Source organism: Arenibacterium halophilum, assembly GCF_005938225.1.
Lineage (GTDB): Bacteria > Pseudomonadota > Alphaproteobacteria > Rhodobacterales > Rhodobacteraceae > Arenibacterium > Arenibacterium halophilum.
Map to the genome: position 1 here is coordinate 487174 of NZ_VCPC01000003.1, position 17798 is coordinate 504971.

General features: G+C 64.5%; 17 protein-coding genes. 7 read left to right on the plus strand and 10 right to left on the minus strand.

The window, feature by feature from the left end:
* Window positions 1–16 precede the first annotated feature (16 nt).
* The 4 genes from FGK64_RS22200 to lgt form a co-directional block, all read right to left on the minus strand.
* Window positions 17–172, minus strand: a complete 156-nt coding sequence (locus FGK64_RS22200) for a hypothetical protein (protein ID WP_171054102.1) — start codon at window positions 170–172, stop codon at window positions 17–19.
* A 230-nt stretch (window positions 173–402) separates the two neighbouring features.
* Window positions 403–1158: a peptidoglycan editing factor PgeF gene (gene pgeF / locus FGK64_RS15565; RefSeq protein WP_138864751.1), complete on the minus strand. Its 756-nt coding sequence runs from the start codon at window positions 1156–1158 to the stop codon at window positions 403–405.
* Window positions 1155–2219: a class I SAM-dependent methyltransferase gene (locus tag FGK64_RS15570; protein ID WP_138864752.1), complete on the minus strand. Its 1065-nt coding sequence runs from the start codon at window positions 2217–2219 to the stop codon at window positions 1155–1157. The genes pgeF and FGK64_RS15570 overlap by 4 nt, the downstream gene beginning before the upstream one ends.
* The gene (gene lgt / locus FGK64_RS15575) at window positions 2216–3106 is read right to left on the minus strand and encodes a prolipoprotein diacylglyceryl transferase (protein WP_138864753.1); all 891 of its coding nucleotides are present in this window, start codon (window positions 3104–3106) and stop codon (window positions 2216–2218) included. Before lgt ends, FGK64_RS15570 begins: the two co-directional genes overlap by 4 nt.
* Before the next feature lie 104 nt (window positions 3107–3210).
* Between lgt and FGK64_RS15580 the strand changes: the two genes are divergently transcribed.
* The 4 genes from FGK64_RS15580 (at window position 3211) to FGK64_RS15595 (ending at window position 5403) form a co-directional block, all read left to right on the plus strand.
* Window positions 3211–3459, plus strand: a complete 249-nt coding sequence (locus tag FGK64_RS15580; RefSeq protein ID WP_138864754.1) for an accessory factor UbiK family protein — start codon at window positions 3211–3213, stop codon at window positions 3457–3459.
* 262 nt (window positions 3460–3721) lie between these two features.
* Window positions 3722–4222, plus strand: coding sequence for a type III secretion system chaperone family protein (locus FGK64_RS15585; RefSeq protein ID WP_138864755.1), 501 nt, complete (start codon window positions 3722–3724; stop codon window positions 4220–4222).
* A 34-nt stretch (window positions 4223–4256) separates the two neighbouring features.
* Window positions 4257–5072, plus strand: a complete 816-nt coding sequence (gene proC, locus FGK64_RS15590; protein ID WP_138864756.1) for a pyrroline-5-carboxylate reductase — start codon at window positions 4257–4259, stop codon at window positions 5070–5072.
* Window positions 5065–5403: a tRNA-binding protein gene (locus FGK64_RS15595; RefSeq protein ID WP_138864757.1), complete on the plus strand. Its 339-nt coding sequence runs from the start codon at window positions 5065–5067 to the stop codon at window positions 5401–5403. The genes proC and FGK64_RS15595 overlap by 8 nt, the downstream gene beginning before the upstream one ends.
* Before the next feature lie 4 nt (window positions 5404–5407).
* Here FGK64_RS15595 and FGK64_RS15600 read toward each other — a convergent pair whose 3' ends face one another.
* The 4 genes from FGK64_RS15600 to FGK64_RS15615 form a co-directional block, all read right to left on the minus strand.
* Window positions 5408–5998 carry a thymidine kinase gene (locus FGK64_RS15600; RefSeq protein ID WP_138864758.1) on the minus strand — a complete coding sequence of 197 codons (591 nt, stop codon included), beginning with the start codon at window positions 5996–5998 and terminating at the stop codon, window positions 5408–5410.
* 65 nt (window positions 5999–6063) lie between these two features.
* Window positions 6064–7188 (minus strand): beta-ketoacyl-ACP synthase III, encoded by a 1125-nt coding sequence (locus FGK64_RS15605; protein WP_138864759.1) that lies wholly within the window; start codon window positions 7186–7188, stop codon window positions 6064–6066.
* A 277-nt stretch (window positions 7189–7465) separates the two neighbouring features.
* Window positions 7466–10798 (minus strand): carbamoyl-phosphate synthase large subunit, encoded by a 3333-nt coding sequence (carB, locus tag FGK64_RS15610; protein ID WP_138864760.1) that lies wholly within the window; start codon window positions 10796–10798, stop codon window positions 7466–7468.
* Window positions 10799–11003: 205 nt separating this feature from the next.
* Window positions 11004–12215 (minus strand): class I SAM-dependent methyltransferase, encoded by a 1212-nt coding sequence (locus tag FGK64_RS15615; RefSeq protein ID WP_342773958.1) that lies wholly within the window; start codon window positions 12213–12215, stop codon window positions 11004–11006.
* Window positions 12216–12419: 204 nt separating this feature from the next.
* Between FGK64_RS15615 and aspS the strand changes: the two genes are divergently transcribed.
* Complete coding sequence (gene aspS / locus FGK64_RS15620) at window positions 12420–14201, plus strand: aspartate--tRNA ligase (RefSeq protein WP_138864762.1); 1782 nt, start codon at window positions 12420–12422, stop codon at window positions 14199–14201.
* On the plus strand, window positions 14201–14932 hold the full coding sequence (locus FGK64_RS15625; protein ID WP_138864763.1) for a BglII/BstYI family type II restriction endonuclease: 732 nt from the start codon (window positions 14201–14203) through the stop codon (window positions 14930–14932). The genes aspS and FGK64_RS15625 overlap by 1 nt, the downstream gene beginning before the upstream one ends.
* A 3-nt stretch (window positions 14933–14935) precedes the next feature.
* Here FGK64_RS15625 and FGK64_RS15630 read toward each other — a convergent pair whose 3' ends face one another.
* Window positions 14936–15568, minus strand: a complete 633-nt coding sequence (locus FGK64_RS15630; protein ID WP_138864764.1) for an MT-A70 family methyltransferase — start codon at window positions 15566–15568, stop codon at window positions 14936–14938.
* A gap of 134 nt (window positions 15569–15702) precedes the next feature.
* Window positions 15703–16179 (minus strand): hemerythrin domain-containing protein, encoded by a 477-nt coding sequence (locus tag FGK64_RS15635; protein ID WP_138864765.1) that lies wholly within the window; start codon window positions 16177–16179, stop codon window positions 15703–15705.
* A 221-nt stretch (window positions 16180–16400) separates the two neighbouring features.
* On the opposite strand from FGK64_RS15635, the gene FGK64_RS15640 reads away from it, so the two are divergent.
* A complete protein-coding gene (locus tag FGK64_RS15640) occupies window positions 16401–17786 on the plus strand; it encodes a DUF1800 domain-containing protein (RefSeq protein ID WP_138864766.1) in 1386 nt (461 codons plus the stop codon).
* Window positions 17787–17798: the final 12 nt, after the last annotated feature.

A 17798-nucleotide genomic window follows, 5' to 3' on the forward strand; every position in this document is an offset into this window, starting at 1 on the left:
CGGGGAATTCGTTGTGTCAGCCGACGCGCGCGGCCTTTGCGGGCGGTTGCGCAGACTGGTTACGGCGCGCGATCATCGCGGCGCGGCGGGCACCCCGTGCCCATGGAAGATCGACCGTTGGCTTGCTGCTTTCCTTCACGACGGATGCGATGAAACGGCTTTTGGCTTTCATGGTCGGTGGCTCCCGGTATTTGATGCGGCTGGCAGGCCGCTGTCTTGCTTGAAGATCACTATCGCCCCCGAGTCGGGCGCAGGTGTGGCCGCATCGCGGATAATTTGCGCCGTCGGCAAATTCTGCCCCAGAGCATTCGATTTCCCGTAAGGATCTGTAATTATTTTGTATTCTTGGGATTTGCAGGCAGGGCGCGCCGCGCGTTCCTGCCAATTGTGGCCGAAACCGGCCTAAAGCCGGATCGCCGAGATCAACCGCCCGTAATCCGCTTCCTTGCGGTGGCAACTGCGCCGGTAGGAATAGAACCGCGCCTCGTCCGCATAGGTGCAGTGACGCGACCATTCCGCCGTGCCCACACCAGCCTCGCGCAACTTGTGCAGGCCGAACCCGGGTAGGTCGAACATCATCCGGTCGCCTTCACCATTCGCGAAAAAGCGGGCGTTGGCCGGGTCTTCGGCCATGAAATCGTCCAGAAATTCGGGGCCGACCTCGTAGGCGGATTGTGAAATGCAGGGCCCGATCACGGCAACTGTGTCCTCACGCGTGGCGCCAAGGGTCTCCATCGCGTCAAGCGTGGCCTCCAGCACCCCGTCCAGCGCGCCGCGCCATCCGGCATGGGCCGCACCGATCACACCCGCCTGATGGTCGGCAAACAGCACCGGCTGGCAATCGGCGGTCAGTACGCCCAGTGCAATGCCGGGGTGGTTGGTGACCATGCCATCGGCAACAGGGCGGGTTTCGGTCGGCTCGGTCACGGTGACAACCGTGGCGGTGTGGCGCTGATCCACCGACATCAGCCCGGTCAGCGGCAGGCCCAGCGCCTCGGCCACGCGGGTGCGGTTGATGGTAACGACATCGGCCTGATCCGAAGAACCGGGGCCGCAGTTCAGCCCGGTGAACACGCCCGACGACGCGCCGCCCCGCCGGGTAAAGAACCCATGCCGCAGGGGCGCAAGCAGATCGGACGTGAGTATTTCCAATGTCATGGCATCAGTCCCGGAGGCGGGGTGGCGGTTTCGGGCTGGATCGCGATTACCTTGAACAGGTTTCCCATTTCTTCGGGGTGCGTCAACCGGCGATGTGCGGCGGCGATGGCATCGGCCTGATCGGGCCGGGCGCGCACCAGCGATTGCGCGCGCTGGGTGATGCCCAGCCGTTCCAGAAACACGCCCTGTGGCGTCACGCGGCTGTGGCTGCATCCAGCGCGCCGGGACGCCTGCGCCAGCGATTCGAAATCGACATGGGCGGTCAGATCGGCCTGCCCGGGGGCATCGAACACATCCACCGGCGCATGGGCGCGCAGCGCCTGGACCGTATCGCCCAGCGAGCGCCAGTCGCCATAATCCACGATCAGCGCCGCCCCACCCCGGGCCGCGATGCGGGCGGCAAGGCTCTCGGCGATGCGCGCGCTCTGCGGGCAGAGTTCGACGATATGCCCGGGTTGCGTGTCGTCCAGCCGGTGGTCCAGTGCCGGTTGCGGGGCCTCTCCCGCGCGGCCACGCAGCAGGCGGTCGCCCTCCAGCCCAACGCGCAGCTCGTGCCAGCCGGTCTGCCCGCGTTCGAACTGGCGCACGGGCAGGGCGTCGAAGAATTCGTTGGCGATGGCGAACAGCGGCAGATCGGGCAGGGCGTCGGGCGTGTCGATCCATTCAGGCGAGACCCCGGCCAGCGTGCTGCGCTGAATGTCGCGCAACACGGGCGAGGCTTCGACCAGCACGATCCGCGCGGCCTTTGCAAACCCCGGAACGCGCGCGGCGGCGCGCAGTGCGTCGGCCATCAGCGTGCCGCGCCCGGGGCCAAGCTCGGCCAGCGTAAAGGGTGCGGGTGCGCCCTGATCCAGCCATGTCTGGGCAAGGGCAAGGCCGATCAGCTCTCCGAACATCTGGCTGATTTCGGGGGCGGTGATGAAATCGCCCGCCGCGCCCAGCGGGTCGCGGGTGGTGTAATAGCCGTGCGTCGGGTGCAGCAGGCAATCGGCCATGTAATCGGCCATGCTGATCGGGCCATCCTGCCGGATGCGCGCGGCGATGATGTCGTGCAGGCTCATGCCGCCGGGCCCCGGGCGCGCATCACGAACCACAGCCCCAGCGCGATCATCGGCAGCGATAACAGCTGCCCCATGGTCAGACCCCAGCCGTTGAGTTCCAGCGCCAGCCCCAGCGGGTTGCCGGGCGTCACGAATTGCGCATCGGGCTGGCGAAAGAATTCCACGATGAACCGCGCCGCGCCATAGCCCGACAGGAACACGCCGAGTACACGCCCCGGGTGGTGCAGCGCGCCGCGCCGATAGACCAGCCACAGCAGCGCCGCGCCCAGCAGCGCGCCTTCCAGCAGCGCCTCGTACAGCTGCGAGGGGTGGCGGGCGCAGATTTCGCCAATGGCCTGACCACACTCCTGCGCGGCGGCACCGGGGAATTGCACCGCCCATGGCAGATCGCTGGGTCGCCCCCAAAGTTCGGCGTTGATGAAATTTGCGAGCCGCCCCAGCATCAGCCCCGGTGGCACCACATGGGCCACCAGATCGGCGGCGGCCAGCCGGTCGATCCCGTTGCGCGCGGTGAAGACCCACGCGGCCACGATCACGCCCAGAAGCCCGCCGTGAAAGGCCATGCCGCCTTGCCAGACCTTCAGGATCTGCCCCGGGTTGGAAAGGTAATAGCCCGGCTGATAGAACAGCACGAAGCCCAGCCGCCCGCCGACGACGATGCCGATCACGATCAGCGTCACCATGTCCTCGATCTGTTTCGCGGTCATCGGCGGCTGTGTGCCCGGCCACAGGGCGGGGCGGTTCACCGCCATCACAGCCAGCCGCCAGGCAATCACGATGCCCGCGATATAGGCCAGCGCATACCAGCGCAGCGCAAATTCGAACCCGCCGATGGAAATGGCGAACAGCTCGGGCGAAATCTCGGGGAAACGAAGGACAGCCTGCATATGCGCCTCTTGCCTGTGCGCGCGGGGGCAAGTCAACCAACTCGACCTTGCCCGCAGGCGCGTCTCTGCCCATATAGGGGGCAACGGGCTATGGAGACCAGATGATGCAGACGCGTAACAAATTCATGGACGACATCTCGCAGCTGATGACCAATGCCATGGGGGTCGCCCACGGCGCACGGGAAGAGGCCGAGACCGCCTTCAAGGGCATGATCGACCGCTGGCTGGCCGATCGCGATTTCGTCACCCGCGAGGAATTCGACGCCGTGCGCGCCATGGCGCAGAAGGCGCGCGAGGAAAACGCCGCGCTCGAGGCGCGCATTGCCGCGCTGGAAGCGGCGGCCAAAGGTTAACCGCAGGTTACCAAACAGGGGTCCCGCGCTCACGGGGCCTTTCACCCTGACATTTCGTGTGAGGAAACCGCCGACATCTTGGGCGGTTTTTTTACATGTCCACAACTTATTGCAGGATACCCCCAAATAAGGGCTTGTCAGGGCGGCTGCACACGCCCACCATATCTTGTACAGGCACGGGGGATCGCCCCGGTCTGTAGAGCAGTTGCCTAGCGTTAGCAGCGGCAAAACGCTGTCCCGCTAGAGATCAGAGGTGACAAGCATGGCCCTTTCCGAGCAGTATCTGGAAGACGACATTCACCCCATCGACATCGTCGAGCATATCGCCGAACACCACGAGTGGGAGTTCGACCGCATCGGCGACGACCAGATCGCCATGGCGGTCGAAGGCCAGTGGCGCACCTATTCGATCACCCTGGCGTGGTCGGGTTATGACGAAACGCTGCGGCTGGTATGCACCTATGAAATGGACCCGCCGCAGGACAAGGTGCAGCCGCTCTACGAACTGCTGAACCTGATGAACGACGCCTGCTGGGTCGGCGCCTTTACCTATTGGGCCGACCAAAAGCTGATGGTCTATCGCTATGGCCTTGCGCTGAACGGCGGGCAGATGGCGAGCCCCGAACAGGTGGATACGCTGATTTCCACCGCCGTGATGGCGGCGGAACGCTACTACCCCGCCATTCAACTGAATGTCTGGGGTAACCGTACCGCCAAAGAGTCGATGCAGGTCGCCATTGCAGAGGCGTATGGCCGGGCATAGAAACGGGCCCTGAACCACAAGGGAAGGGCGCGTCATGACAATGGAACAGGTTGCGGCCCGGGGTCTGGTACTTCTGGGCTGCGGCAAGATGGGGTCGGCGATGCTGGCCGGTTGGTTGAAAGATGGTCTGTCGCCCGCCTCGGTGCATGTGATCGACCCGTACCCGTCAGACTGGCTGCGCGCGCAGGGCGTGAACATCAACGAAGCCTTGCCCGCAGACCCGGCCATCGTGCTGATCGCCGTCAAACCCCAGATGATGGGCGAGGCGCTGCCAGCGCTGAAGGCGCTGGAGCCGGGCGCGACGCTGTTCGTCTCGGTCGCGGCAGGCACCCCGATTTCCGCGTTTGAAACCGCGCTGGGCGAAGGCTCTCGCATCATCCGCGCCATGCCGAACACGCCGGCGGCCGTGGGGCGCGGCATCACGGCGCTGATCGGGAACACCCACGCGGGCGACGGCGATATGGCACTGGCCGAAACGCTGCTGGCCGCCGTGGGCCAGACCGTGCGGCTGGAGGGCGAGGCGCAGATGGATGCCGTGACTGGCGTCAGCGGGTCCGGCCCGGCCTATGTGTTCCACCTGATCGAGACGCTGGCCGCAGCCGGTGTGGCGCAGGGCCTGCCCGAGGCGCTGGCGATGCAGCTGGCCAAGGCGACCGTGGCCGGTGCCGGTGCGCTGGCCGAAGCAGCCGAGGAAGACCCGGCCCAACTGCGCAAGAACGTCACCAGCCCGAACGGCACCACGCAGGCCGCGCTTGAGGTGTTGATGGACGAAACGAACGGCTTCCCTGCGCTGCTACCGCGCGCCGTTGCCGCCGCCACCAACCGCTCGAAGGAACTATCGCGTGGCTGAGATTACGTACGACGATTTCATGAAGGTCGACATTCGCGTCGGCACCATCACCCACGCCGAACCCTACCCCGAGGCGCGCAAACCCGCGATCAAGGTCTGGGTCGATTTTGGCCCCGAGATCGGCGAGCGCAAATCCTCGGCCCAGATCACCGCGCATTACACGCCCGAGGAGTTGGTCGGGCGGCAGGTCATGGGGGTGGTTAACTTCCCGCCGCGCCAGATCGGCAAATTTATGTCCGAGGTGCTGGTGCTGGGCGCCCCCGACACCGAGGGCGAAGTCGTGCTGCTGCGCCCCGATCAGGCGGTGCCGAACGGCGCGCGCATGTTCTGAGCGCCTAGTCGCTGGCGCGGTCGCCCACCGCCTCGCGCCAGTGTTTCCGGCAGAGCGAGACATAGGTTTCGTTGCCGCCGATCTGCACCTGCGCTCCTTCGCGGATGGCGTGGCCCTCGGCATCCTGCCGGATCACCATCGTGGCCTTTTTCCCGCAATGGCAGATGGTGCGCACCTCGCGCATCTCATCGGCCAGCGCCAGCAAGGTGGCCGAGCCAGGAAACAGCTGCCCCCGGAAATCGACGCGCAGCCCATAGGCCAGCACCGGCAGGCGCAGATCGTCCACCACACGGGCCAGCTGCCAGACCTGTTCGGGCGTCAGGAACTGGGCCTCGTCCACGAAGACACAAGCGATGGCGCCAGCCGCGTGCCGCGCTTTGATCCGCGCGAACAGGTCGTCGCTGTCGTCAAAGGTATCTGCCTCGGCGCTGATCCCGATGCGCGAGGCGATGCGCCCCGCGCCCGCGCGCCCGTCGATCCGCGCGGTCAGCAGATAGGGCTGCATCCCACGCTCGCGATAGTTATGCGCAGCCTGCAACAGAACCGAGGATTTCCCCGCGTTCATCGTGGAATAGTTGAAGAACAGCTTGGCCAACCGGCACCCCTTCCCTGCGACCCGAGCCGCTTATGCCAAGCGGGGCAGGGGGCCGCAAGCGCGGTTCAGTGGCGCTGAACCAGCACCGACCCCACGGAATATCCGGCGCCAAAGGAACAGATCAGCCCGATGTCGCCCGCGGCCAGATCGTCGGAATATTTGGAAAAGGCAATGATCGACCCTGCCGAGGAGGTGTTGGCGTAATCCTGAAGGATGTTGGGTTGTTCGCCCGGTTTCGGCACGCGGCCCAGCACCTTGCGCCCGATGAAATCGTTCATCGACTTGTTGGCCTGGTGCAGCCAGAGCCGTTTCAGATCGTCCGCCGCCACGCCTTCGTCGGCCATGTGGGTGGCGATATGCTCGCTCACCAGCGGCAGCACCTCCTTGAACACGCGGCGGCCGTTCTGCATGAATTGCATGTCGCGCCGGTCGGCTACCCCATCGGGGCGCGAGCGGCGCAGGAAGCCGTTGTTGTTGCGGATATTATTGGAGAACTGCGTGGCGCAGCGGGTCGACCGTATCTCGAAATACTGTCCCTGCGCCTCTTCCGCGCGTTCGATCACGGTGGCGGTGGCCACATCGCCAAAGATGAAATGGCAATCCCGGTCGCGCCATTCCAGATGGCCCGAGCAGATCTCGGGGTTGATGACCAGCGCCCGCCGCACTGACCCGGCACGGATCATGTCAGCCGCCGCTTGAATGCCAAAGGTGGCCGAGGAACAGGCCACGTTCATGTCGAACCCAAAGCCGCCGGCGCCCAGAACCTGTTGCAGCTCGACCGCCATGGCCGGATAGGCGCGCTCCATGTTCGAGGCTGCGCAGATCACCAGATCGACATCGCCCGCCTCGCGCCCCGCCTGCGCCAATGCCTTGCGGGCGGCGTCGGCCCCCATCTCGGCCATCAGCGAGGGTTCGTCGTCGCTGCGCTGACGCAACGCGGGATACATGCGCGCCGGATCCAGCACACCGGATTTGTCCATCACATAGCGGCTTTCGATGCCGCTTGCCTTGACGATGAACTCTTCCGAGGAATGCTCTTTCGCGGCGACCTCTCCGGCGGCGATGGCCGCGGCGTTCTCGGCATTGAACAGGTCGGCATGCGCATTGAAGGCGGCAACCAGTTCGGCGTTTGAAATCGACTGTTCAGGCGTAAAGACGCCGGTTCCGGTGATGGCTGGGGTATGGGTCACGAAAGGCTCCACCTGTGGTGGCGGTTAACCTAGTCAGTGCCCGGCAGAAGGGCAAGCGCCTGTGGTCGGGCGGCGAGGGGGCGCGGCCCCCGTCCACTGCGTGGACTCCCCCGGAGTATTTTCACGATGGTGAAGCGGGAAGAGTCCCATCTTCTTTGGGGTCCAAATATCCCCGCCGGAGGCATCGCGCGGCAGCGCGATATTGGCGATTGCGTGCGGGGAATCGCGCGGCTTGTTGGGAGGGTTGGGGCGCCGGGTGGCGCCCCGTTCTGGTGTGTCAGGCTTGCAGCGCTTTCACGCCGACGTCGCCTTCGGCCTGGGCCTTGATGGCGAGTGCGGCGGCGTGGGCGCCGGCGGCGGTGGTGAAGTAGGGGATCTTGTCATACAGTGCGACCGAGCGGATGCCCTTGGAATCTTCGACCGCCTGGGCGCCTTCGGTGGTGTTCATCACCAGGTGCACCGCGCCGTCCTTCATCATGTCGACGATGTCGGGGCGGCCTTCGTAGACCTTGTTCACCACTTCACAGGCCACGCCCTGCGCGGCGAGCCAGGCCTGTGTGCCGCGGGTTGCCACGATGTCGAAGCCCTGTTCCACGAGGATTTGCGCCGCTTCCAGCATCTGCGGAGTCTTGTCGTCGTCGCGGATCGAGATGAAGGCGCGGCCGTCGCGGGGCAGGGGGTTGCCGGCGCCAATCTGCGCCTTGAGGAAGGCGCGCGGGAAAGAGCGATCCCAGCCCATCACCTCGCCGGTCGAGCGCATTTCCGGGCCAAGGATCGTGTCGACGCCGGGGAAGCGTGCGAAGGGCAGCACGGCCTCTTTCACCGAGAACCACGGCATGTCGGGATCGGCCAGTGTCATCGGATCGCCCAGCGGCAGCACGTCGTCATAGGCGGCATCGGCATCGTAGGGCGGGCGCAGCGGGAAGTTCGACAGCGGCTCGCCCGCCATCACGCGCGCGGCGATCGAGGCGATCGCGCTATCGGTGGCCTTGGCGACGAAGGGCACGGTGCGGCTGGCGCGGGGGTTGACCTCGATCAGGTAAATCTCGCCGTCCTTGATCGCGAATTGCACGTTCATCAGCCCGACCACGTTCAGCCCGTGGGCCAGCGCCTCGGTCTGTTGCTTGATCTCGGCGATCACGTCCTTGCCCAGCGAATAGGGCGGCAGCGAGCAGGCGCTGTCGCCCGAGTGCACGCCGGCCTCTTCGATGTGCTGCATGATGCCGGCGACATGCACGGCCGTGCCGTCGCAGAGTGCATCCACGTCCAGTTCGACCGCGCCCGAGAGGTAGCTGTCGAGCAGTACGGGGCTGTCGCCCGACACAACGACGGCCTCGGAGATATAGCGTTCAAGCTGGGCCTGATCGCGCACGATTTCCATAGCACGGCCGCCCAGAACGTAGGAGGGTCGGATCACCAGCGGGAAGCCGATGTCGGAGGCAATGGCCATGGCCTCGGCGTCGGAATGGGCGATGCCGTTGCGGGGCTGTTTCAGTCCCAGACGGTTCACCAGATCCTGGAACCGCTCGCGGTCTTCGGCCAGGTCGATGGCGTCGGGCGTGGTGCCCAGGATCGGGATGCCTTCGGCTTCGAGCGCGTTGGCGAGCTTCAGCGGGGTCTGGCCGCCGAATTGCACGATCACCCCGTGCAGCGTGCCGTTTTCCTGCTCGACGCGCAGGATTTCCAGAACGTGTTCAAAGGTCAGCGGTTCGAAATACAGCCGGTCCGAGGTATCGTAATCGGTGCTCACCGTTTCCGGGTTGCAGTTGATCATGATGGTTTCATAGCCCGCGTCGGTCAGCGCGAAACAAGCGTGGCAGCAGCAGTAATCGAACTCGATCCCCTGGCCGATCCGGTTCGGGCCGCCGCCCAGGATCACGACCTTCTTGCGGTCGCTCGGGCGTGCCTCGCATTCGACCTCGCCCATCATCGGGTGTTCGTAGGTGGAATACATGTAGGGCGTCTGGGCCTCGAATTCGGCGGCGCAGGTGTCGATCCGCTTGAACACGGCCTTCACGCCCAGGTTGCGGCGGGCGCGGCGCACGTTGCTTTCGTCGCGGCCGGTCAGCTTGCCAAGGCGGGCGTCGGTAAAGCCCATCATCTTGAGCGCACGCAGGCCTTCCTCGCTCGTGGGCAGTCCGGTTTTCTTCAGCTGCTCTTCGGTCTCGACGATTTCGCGGATGCGGGCCAGGAACCACGGGTCGAACATGGTGACGCCGTGGATTTCATCGTCGCTGAGGCCGTGGCGCATGGCCTGGGCGATGGTGCGCATCCGGTCGGGAGTCTGCTGGGCGATGGCCTTGACCACGGCGGCCTTGTCGGGCGCGCCGGGGATCTCGACCTCGTCAAAGCCGGTGAGGCCCGATTCCATCGAGGCCAGCGCCTTTTGCAGCGATTCGTGGATGGTGCGGCCAATGGCCATGGCTTCGCCCACGGATTTCATCGCGGTGGTCAGCTCGGACTTGGACCCCGGGAATTTCTCAAACGCGAATTTCGGGATCTTGGTCACGACATAGTCGATGGTCGGCTCGAACGACGCGGGCGTGACCTTGGTGATGTCGTTGTCGAGCTCGTCCAGCGTATAGCCGACGGCCAGTTTCGCGGCGATCTTGGCGATGGGGAAACCAGTCGCCTTGGAGGCCAGCGCCGAGGACCGCGACACGCGGGGGTTCATCTCGATCACCACCATGCGGCCGTCTTCAGGGTTGATCGCCCATTGCACGTTCGAGCCGCCGGTTTCCACGCCGATCTCGCGCAGCACGGCGATCGAGCCGTTGCGCATGATCTGGTATTCCTTGTCGGTCAGCGTCAGCGCGGGGGCCACGGTGATCGAATCGCCGGTATGCACGCCCATCGGATCGACGTTTTCGATGGAGCAGACGATGATGGCGTTGTCGGCGGTGTCGCGCACCACCTCCATTTCGTACTCTTTCCAGCCGAGCAGCGATTCATCGACAAGGATTTGCCCCATGGGCGAGGCATCCATGCCCGAGCGGCAGTAATATTCGTAATCGTCGCGGTTATAGGCGACGCCGCCGCCGGTGCCGCCCAGTGTGAAGGCGGGGCGGATGATGGCGGGCAGGCCGATCTCGTCCAGCGCGTCCATGGCAAGGCGCACGCCAGCGGCGAGATCCTTCTTGCCGTTGTCCAGCGTGGGCGCGGTGACGATGGTGGCCTTGGGGTTTTCGATCCCCAGCCGGTCCATCGCTTCGCGGAACAGCTTGCGATCTTCGGCCATTTCAATGGCTTCGCGCTTGGCGCCGATCATCTCGACTCCGTATTTCGCCAGCACGCCCATTTCTTCCAGCGCCAGCGAGGTGTTCAGCCCGGTCTGCCCGCCCATGGTGGGCAGCAGCGCGTCGGGGCGTTCCTTTTCGATGATCTTGGCGACAACCTCGGGAGTGATCGGTTCGATATAGGTGGCGTCGGCCAGCCCCGGGTCGGTCATGATTGTGGCCGGGTTCGAGTTCACCAGGATGACGCGATAGCCTTCTTCGCGCAGCGCCTTGCAGGCCTGAGCGCCCGAGTAGTCGAATTCGCAGGCCTGCCCGATGACGATGGGGCCCGCGCCGATGATCATGATGGAGGAGATATCGGTTCTTTTGGGCATGTGCCGGACCTTTTCTTTGCGCGCGAGTCGGGGCGCCGCGGCCGGGCGCCAAATTGTCTGGCGTTATAGGCATGAAGGTGACGGGTGCAAGGGGGCTTTGGCGCGCAGGGCGCGCAAGGGCCGGGGGCGGGGTGCCAAGCCGTGGCGTGGCGCCAGAATTTTCATGCCTCCGGCGGGGATATTTTTTGCCCAAAGAAGCAGGGGGCTATTGGGCGGCCGTATCGGTCATGGCGCGCGGGGCGGAGTCGTCAGCGTACAGGTAGTCGCGGGTGATCGGCACCGCGTCGCGGCGCTGGGCCAGCTGGAACTGGAACACCGCCTGATCCTGTTCCTCGAACGCCAGGTAACAGATCGTCAGGTAATAGCGCCACATGCGGATGAAGCGGTCGTCATAGGTGGCGCGCACCGTGTCAAGGTGGGCGTCGAACCGTTGCAGCCAGTGGCGCAGCGTATAGGCGTAGTGCAGGCGCAGCACCTCGGTGTCGCAGGTCCACAGCCCCGCGCGTTCGATGGCCGGGGCCAGTTCCGACATGGCCGGCACATAGCCGCCGGGGAAGATGTAGCGGTTGATCCATTCCGACTGGGCGGCCGGCGGGCCGGTTCGCCCGATGGTGTGGATCAGCGCGATGCCGTCCTGCGACAGAAGATCGGACACCTTGGAAAAGTATTCGCCGTAGTGTGGCAGGCCGACGTGTTCCAGCATCCCGACCGACACGATCCTGTCGAAGGGCTCGGCCAGGTTACGGTAATCCTGTAACCGAAGGTCGATCTGCTGCTCTAACCCCTGCTCTGCGACGCGGGCGCGCCCCAGCGCCAGCTGGTTTTCCGACAGTGTGACGCCGACGACCCGTGCGCCGTAGTCGCGCGCCAGCGTCAGCGCCATGCCGCCCCAGCCGCAACCGATATCCAGCACCCGCATCCCCGGTTCGATCCGCAGCTTGGCGGCGATATGGGCCTTCTTCGCCTCTTGCGCCTCGTCCAGCGACACGGTCGGGTCGGTGAAATAGGCGCAGGAATACTGCATGTCGCGGTCAAGGAAGAGCTGGTAGAGATCGTTGCTGAGGTCATAGTGATGGGCGACGTTGGCCTTGGACCTGACGGGCGAATTCCGCTGGATCAGGTGGCCAAGGCGGAACCGCGCCCGTGCCACCATGCGCACCCACAGCGGCATCGCCTCGCGAAAGCGGTTGCGCAGGATCAGGCGGATCAACCCCTCGATATTGTCGTGGGCGATGGTGATCCGGCCGTCCATGTACCCCTCGCCCATGGTCAGATCGGGGCGCAGTACCAGCCCGCGCAGCGTGGTCGTGTCAGTGATTGAAACTTCGGCGCGGTCACCGCCGCCCGCCCCGTACCGCCGCCGCGTGCCATCGGGGTAGTTTACCGTCAGCTCGCCCGTCTGAACGAGCCGCGACATGACCCTGTCAAAAATGCGTTCCCACATCGGCCCCACCAGACCTGTTGCAATTCAGCATTTGTTCATTCGCCACAACATAATATACCGTTTGTTAACCATTTCAAGAAATCCGACCGCTCGAGGCCATTCCGGACTGGGCACTTGACTTCCCGGGTTGCACGCGCTGTATCGGCGCGACCCGAAATTCCGCCGAAGGACGCCATCATGCACGCCTATCGCAGCCATACCTGCGCCGATCTGACCGCCAAGAACACCGGCGAAACCGTTCGCCTGTCGGGCTGGGTGCACCGGGTGCGCGACCACGGCGGCATCCTGTTCATCGACCTGCGCGACCATTACGGCGTGACGCAGGTGCTGTGCGATCCCGACAGCGCGGCCTTTGCCGACGTGGAAAAGGTGCGCAGCGAATGGTGTATCCGCATCGACGGCGAGGTGAAGGCGCGTGATCCCGAGCTGGTGAACCCCAAGCTGCCCACCGGCGAGATCGAAGTTTTCGTGCGCGAGATCGAAGTGCTGGGCGCCGCCAAGGAACTGCCGCTGATCGTCTTTGGCGACCAAGAATACCCCGAGGAAACGCGCCTGCGCTATCGCTACCTTGACCTGCGCCGCGAGGCGATGCAGCGCAACATGACCCTGCGCAGCGACGTTGTGGCCAGCCTGCGCAAGCGCATGTGGGATCGCAAGTTCCGCGAATACCAGACGCCGATCATCACCGCCTCGTCGCCCGAAGGCGCGCGCGACTTTCTGGTTCCAAGCCGTCTGCACCCGGGCAAGTTCTATGCGCTGCCGCAGGCGCCGCAGCAGTTCAAGCAGCTGATCATGGTGTCGGGCTTTGACAAGTATTTCCAGATCGCGCCCTGTTTCCGCGATGAAGACCCGCGCGCCGACCGGTCGCCCACCGATTTCTACCAACTCGACATGGAAATGTCGTTTGTCACCCAGCAGGACGTATTCGACACGATCAGCCCGGTGATTGCCGGTGTGTTCGAGGAATTCGGCGGCGGCCACGCGGTGGATGCGCCGGGTGAGTGGCCGCAGATTTCCTACAAGGATGCGGCGCTGTGGTATGGCACCGACAAACCCGACCTGCGCAACCCGATCAAGATGCAGGTGGTGTCCGAGCATTTTGCCGGCTCGGGCTTCGCGATCTTCGCCAAGCTGCTGGAGCAGGACGGCACCGAGATTCGCGCCATTCCCGCGCCCGGTGGCGGCAGCCGCAAGTTCTGCGACCGGATGAACGCCTTTGCACAGAAAGAGGGCCTGCCGGGGATGGGGTATATCTTCTGGCGCGATCAAGGCGAAGGCATGGAAGCCGCCGGTCCGCTGGCCAAGAACATCGGCCCCGAACGGACCGAGGCGATCCGCCAGCAGCTGGGCCTTGGCGTCGGCGATGCCGCGTTCTTCCTGGGCGGCAAACCGGCCACCTTCCAGACGGTTGCGGGCAAGGCGCGCACCGTCATCGGCGAAGAGCTGGGGCTGACCGACAAGAACCGTTTTGCCTTTGCCTGGATCGTCGATTTCCCGATCTACGAACGGGACGAGGAAACCGGCAAGCTGGATTTCGAACACAACCCGTTTTCCATGCCGCAGGGCGGGATGGAGGCGCTGGAAGGCGACCCGCTGGATGTGCGCGGCTACCAGTACGATCTGGCCTGCAACGGCTATGAACTGGTGTCGGGCGCGATCCGGAACCACCGGCCGGAAATCATGTTCAAGGCCTTCGAACTGGCCGGCTATGGCGAAGACGAGGTGCGCAAGCGGTTCGGCGGCATGGTCAACGCGTTCCAGTACGGCGCCCCGCCGCACGGCGGTTGCGCGGCCGGGATCGACCGGATCGTGATGCTGCTGGCGGACGAGGCCAACATCCGCGAGGTCATCATGTTCCCGATGAACCAGCGCGCCGAGGACCTGATGATGAACGCGCCCAGCGAACCGCAGGGCGATCAGCTGATGGAACTGGGCCTGCGGGTGATTCCGCGCGACTGATGCTGGAGCCGCTTTGCCAGGCCGGATTCGACGTTCTGGCGAAGAACCACGCCGAGGCGATTCTGGCCCACGACTTCCCCGGCGAACTGGCCGAGCTGATCGAGGTGCTGACCGAATTCCGCATCGACATCGGCGAGATCATTGCCGGTGGCGGGGGCGAGGCCAGCTTTACCCAGCGCCTGCGCCGCGCCCTGACGGCGCGCGCGTGGCCCAAGCATGTCTTCGTGGTGCAAACCATCGTCGACGGGGTCGAGCGCGAGGCGATCAGCCACGAGATCGACCATGTGCGCGTGGCCGAAAATGGCACGCTGGCGCTGGAAATCGAATGGAACAACAAGGATCCGTTCTATGATCGGGATCTTGAGAATTTCCAAAGGCTTCACGCCCAGGGTGCTGTCAGCCTTGGCCTGATCGTGACGCGAGGCAGCCGGATGCAGGACGCGTTTCACACGCGCATCGCCGCGCGGCTTGTGGCCGATGGCGTGGAGACCGACGCCGATCTTGAACGCTATGGCATCGTGGAACGCACCGCCGCGCAGCGCCGCTCGGTCGCGGCGTTGATGGAAAAGGGGATGCCCTTTGCCGAGGCGTTTACCCGCAATTTCGTGTCGAGTAAGTTCGGGCAGGCGACGACCCATTGGGACAAGCTGCGCGCGCGGGTGGATCGGGGCGTGGGCAACCCCTGTCCGCTGCTGCTGATCGGGCTGCCCGATACGATGCTGGCGGGCTAGCGCCTATTCGGCGGCAACGCCCGAGTTATAGGCATAGGTTTTCCAGCTGGGTTTGTAATCGGCATCGGCCTGGTTGCCCCAGACCGTCCAGCCCTCGCGCACGCCACGGCCGAACATCTCAAGATAGGGGCCCCAGGAACAGCTCTCGATCAGCTCGTACTGTTCGTCGGGCTTGCGGGAATGTTCGCGCTTGCGGGTCTGCATCATGTTCACCTGACGCCGCCCCGGCGCCAGCGTGCGGGCGTTCTTGCCGCGTGTCCCGAACAGGATGATTTCGGTCACGTTGCGGAAATAGAACCCCACGCCGCGCCCGTCCGAACCGCCATCCTTGCGCACCTTGTGCCAGATGATGTTGGATTTGTATTCGAACCCCCAGGATGTCAGCACCTGCAACCCCTCGGGCAGCAGGGCATTGGGCACCCAAAGATAGCAATGCGCGCGGTCTTCCAGATAATCCGCCACCGGCAGGGCACAGATGTCATCCAGCGTCATCGTGGGATAGCGCGCCAACCGCTTGTGTTCCGGCGCGACCTTGCCAGTGCGGTTAGTAAACCGCCACGGCGGATCGGCCATGACCGTGGCGAAACGGTCATTCCCAAGGAACTTTGATAAATCTTGCGCGGCTGTGGTGTTCATATCCAACATATAGAGGCGGGCAGGTGGGTTTGTCATCCCTTTTCGCCCCCGAACCCGGTGAATCCGGGGCTTGTGGGGCGCTGGAACATTATCAGAACATTTTCTGAAAAATGTCTCAACACCCTAGGTGGAAATCAATCCTCCAGCGCATCCTCGCGCTTTTCCTCGATCAGGCCCAGCTCTTCCTGCTTGCGCTTCTTGAACCGCTCGCCATAGCCCTTGATCTCGGACTCGGGGATCACCTCGCGGGCGCGGGAAAACACCTCGTCTTCTTCCTCGTCGATGTGGTGTTCATAGTCGTGGCGCAATTTCTTGAACTTCTGCAACCAGCCGCCCGACGCCATGTCGGACTCGTTCAGCTCTTCCATCAGGTCGTCCAACTGCTGATGCTCGTGCACCGAATGGCGAGCGGCGTCCTGGCCCCAGGTTTTCGATATCAGCTTGGAATAAAAGGTTTCTTCTTCGGCGGCGGCATGGCCCTTCACATCGTGATAGAATTCGTCCCATGCCTCTTTCCGCTCGGGCGAGTCGCCCGAGGTTTCGGCAATCGCTTTCAGCAATTCGCGGTGGCGGTCGTGGTCGGCCTTGATGGCGGCATAGATGTCGGACATTCGGCTTGCTCCTGTGATGTCGGGTTGGCTTGGGGCTCAACGCCGCAGCGGGGCGACGGGTTGCCTTCGTGCGGCGCAATTTGCGGCGCGGTCCAAGGCGGCATTTCGCTCAGGCTCCGACGGAAATCCGCCATACCCGCATTCAACTAGATGAAAGACCAGATGAAACCGGGCGCGCCGATGCTATCTTGGTGTCGAAGGCCGCCAGCAAGGATGCCCCGATGACCGCGACATTTTCCCCCGACCTCGCCGAGATCCGCTTTGGCTGTGGGTTGTCGCCGACGGTCGCGCCACCCGGATCGCCAGCAGAGATGATCGCAGGCCTGCGCGCGCCGGATGACATGGCGGCGCGCTTTCCCATCGACTCGGCCCCGGAATGGCAAGATTGGCTTTTGCGGGCGCGCGGCTATCAGAAACAGGTGCGGCAAAACCGGAATGATCTGGGGCTTGTCGAAGAATTCAACGCAGCCAAGGCGGACATGCGCGTCACCGCGTTGCGCTGGGCCGCGCGGGCGTTGCTGCGCTGGACCCACTCTCCAAACGGCTTTCGCGAACGTCTGGTGGCCTTTTGGGCGGACCATTTTACCGCAATTGGCAAGAACGGCGTTCTCCGGGCGGGCACAGCTCCATACATCGAGGATGCGATTCGCCCGAATATCGCGGGCAGCTTTGGCGACATGCTGGTCGCAGTCGTGACGCATCCACTGATGCTGCACTACCTTGATCAGGACAGATCGGCGGGCCCGAACAGCCGCGCGGCAGAGCGGGCGCGGCGCACCGACGGGCTGAACGAAAACCTCGCGCGCGAGGTGCTTGAACTGCATACGCTGGGCGTGAACGGGCCCTACACCCAGACCGATGTGCGCGAGCTGGCCGAGCTGTTCACCGGCCTTGGCTATACCTACGAAGACGGGTTCGTGTTTCGCAAACCCTATGCCGAACCGGGTGCGGAAACCGTGCTGGGGCAAAGCTATGGCGGCAAGGCGCCCCGGCTGGACGATATCACCGCCGCCTTGCATGATATCGCGCGGCACCCGGCAACGGCACAGCACATCGCGCAAAAGCTGGCGGTTCATTTCGTGTCGGACACGCCGGATGCGGGGTTGGTGCAAGCATTGGCGCGGCGTTACGGCGAGACGGGCGGCGACCTGACGGCGGTATACGATGCGCTGTTGGCGCATCCCGCCTCGTGGGTATCGGAACGCGTGAATGTGAAGCCGCCTGCCGATTTCATCGCTTCGGCTTGGCGCGCGCTCGCGGTCAGCCCTGAAGCGATCGAAAACCTGAGCCTGCGCGACCTGCGCCGCACGCTGATCCTGCCGTTGCGTGATATGGGCCAGCCCTGGCAGGCCCCCGATGGCCCCGACGGGTGGCCCGAGGAAGACAGCGCCTGGCTGACGCCTCAAGGGGTGTCGGCCCGGCTGCGCTGGGCGGTCAGCGCGCCGCCGGTACTGTGCGATCCGTTGCCGGAACCTGGGGCTTTTGCGCCGGTGGCGTTGGGGCAGGGGGCGGTGCCCGAGGCCGTGCAATTCGCCACCCGCGCAGCCGAAACCCCGGCGGATGCAATTGGCCTTGTACTGGCCGCCCCCGCGTTTCAGCGTCGCTGAGAAGGAGAGTTC

Bases quoted from the DNA above. Each gene is read 5' to 3' on its own strand.
- FGK64_RS22200 (WP_171054102.1), bottom strand. From the start codon at position 172: ATGAAAGCCAAAAGCCGTTTCATCGCATCCGTCGTGAAGGAAAGCAGC.
- FGK64_RS15615 (WP_342773958.1), bottom strand. From the start codon at position 12,215: ATGTCGCGGCTCGTTCAGACGGGCGAGCTGACGGTAAACTACCCCGAT.
- proC (WP_138864756.1), top strand. From the start codon at position 4,257: ATGACAATGGAACAGGTTGCGGCCCGGGGTCTGGTACTTCTGGGCTGC.
- FGK64_RS15585 (WP_138864755.1), top strand. From the start codon at position 3,722: ATGGCCCTTTCCGAGCAGTATCTGGAAGACGACATTCACCCCATCGAC.
- carB (WP_138864760.1), bottom strand. From the start codon at position 10,798: ATGCCCAAAAGAACCGATATCTCCTCCATCATGATCATCGGCGCGGGC.
- FGK64_RS15630 (WP_138864764.1), bottom strand. From the start codon at position 15,568: ATGAACACCACAGCCGCGCAAGATTTATCAAAGTTCCTTGGGAATGAC.
- FGK64_RS15640 (WP_138864766.1), top strand. From the start codon at position 16,401: ATGACCGCGACATTTTCCCCCGACCTCGCCGAGATCCGCTTTGGCTGT.
- FGK64_RS15580 (WP_138864754.1), top strand. From the start codon at position 3,211: ATGCAGACGCGTAACAAATTCATGGACGACATCTCGCAGCTGATGACC.
- lgt (WP_138864753.1), bottom strand. From the start codon at position 3,106: ATGCAGGCTGTCCTTCGTTTCCCCGAGATTTCGCCCGAGCTGTTCGCC.
- pgeF (WP_138864751.1), bottom strand. From the start codon at position 1,158: ATGACATTGGAAATACTCACGTCCGATCTGCTTGCGCCCCTGCGGCAT.
- FGK64_RS15570 (WP_138864752.1), bottom strand. From the start codon at position 2,219: ATGAGCCTGCACGACATCATCGCCGCGCGCATCCGGCAGGATGGCCCG.
- aspS (WP_138864762.1), top strand. From the start codon at position 12,420: ATGCACGCCTATCGCAGCCATACCTGCGCCGATCTGACCGCCAAGAAC.
- FGK64_RS15625 (WP_138864763.1), top strand. From the start codon at position 14,201: ATGCTGGAGCCGCTTTGCCAGGCCGGATTCGACGTTCTGGCGAAGAAC.
- FGK64_RS15635 (WP_138864765.1), bottom strand. From the start codon at position 16,179: ATGTCCGACATCTATGCCGCCATCAAGGCCGACCACGACCGCCACCGC.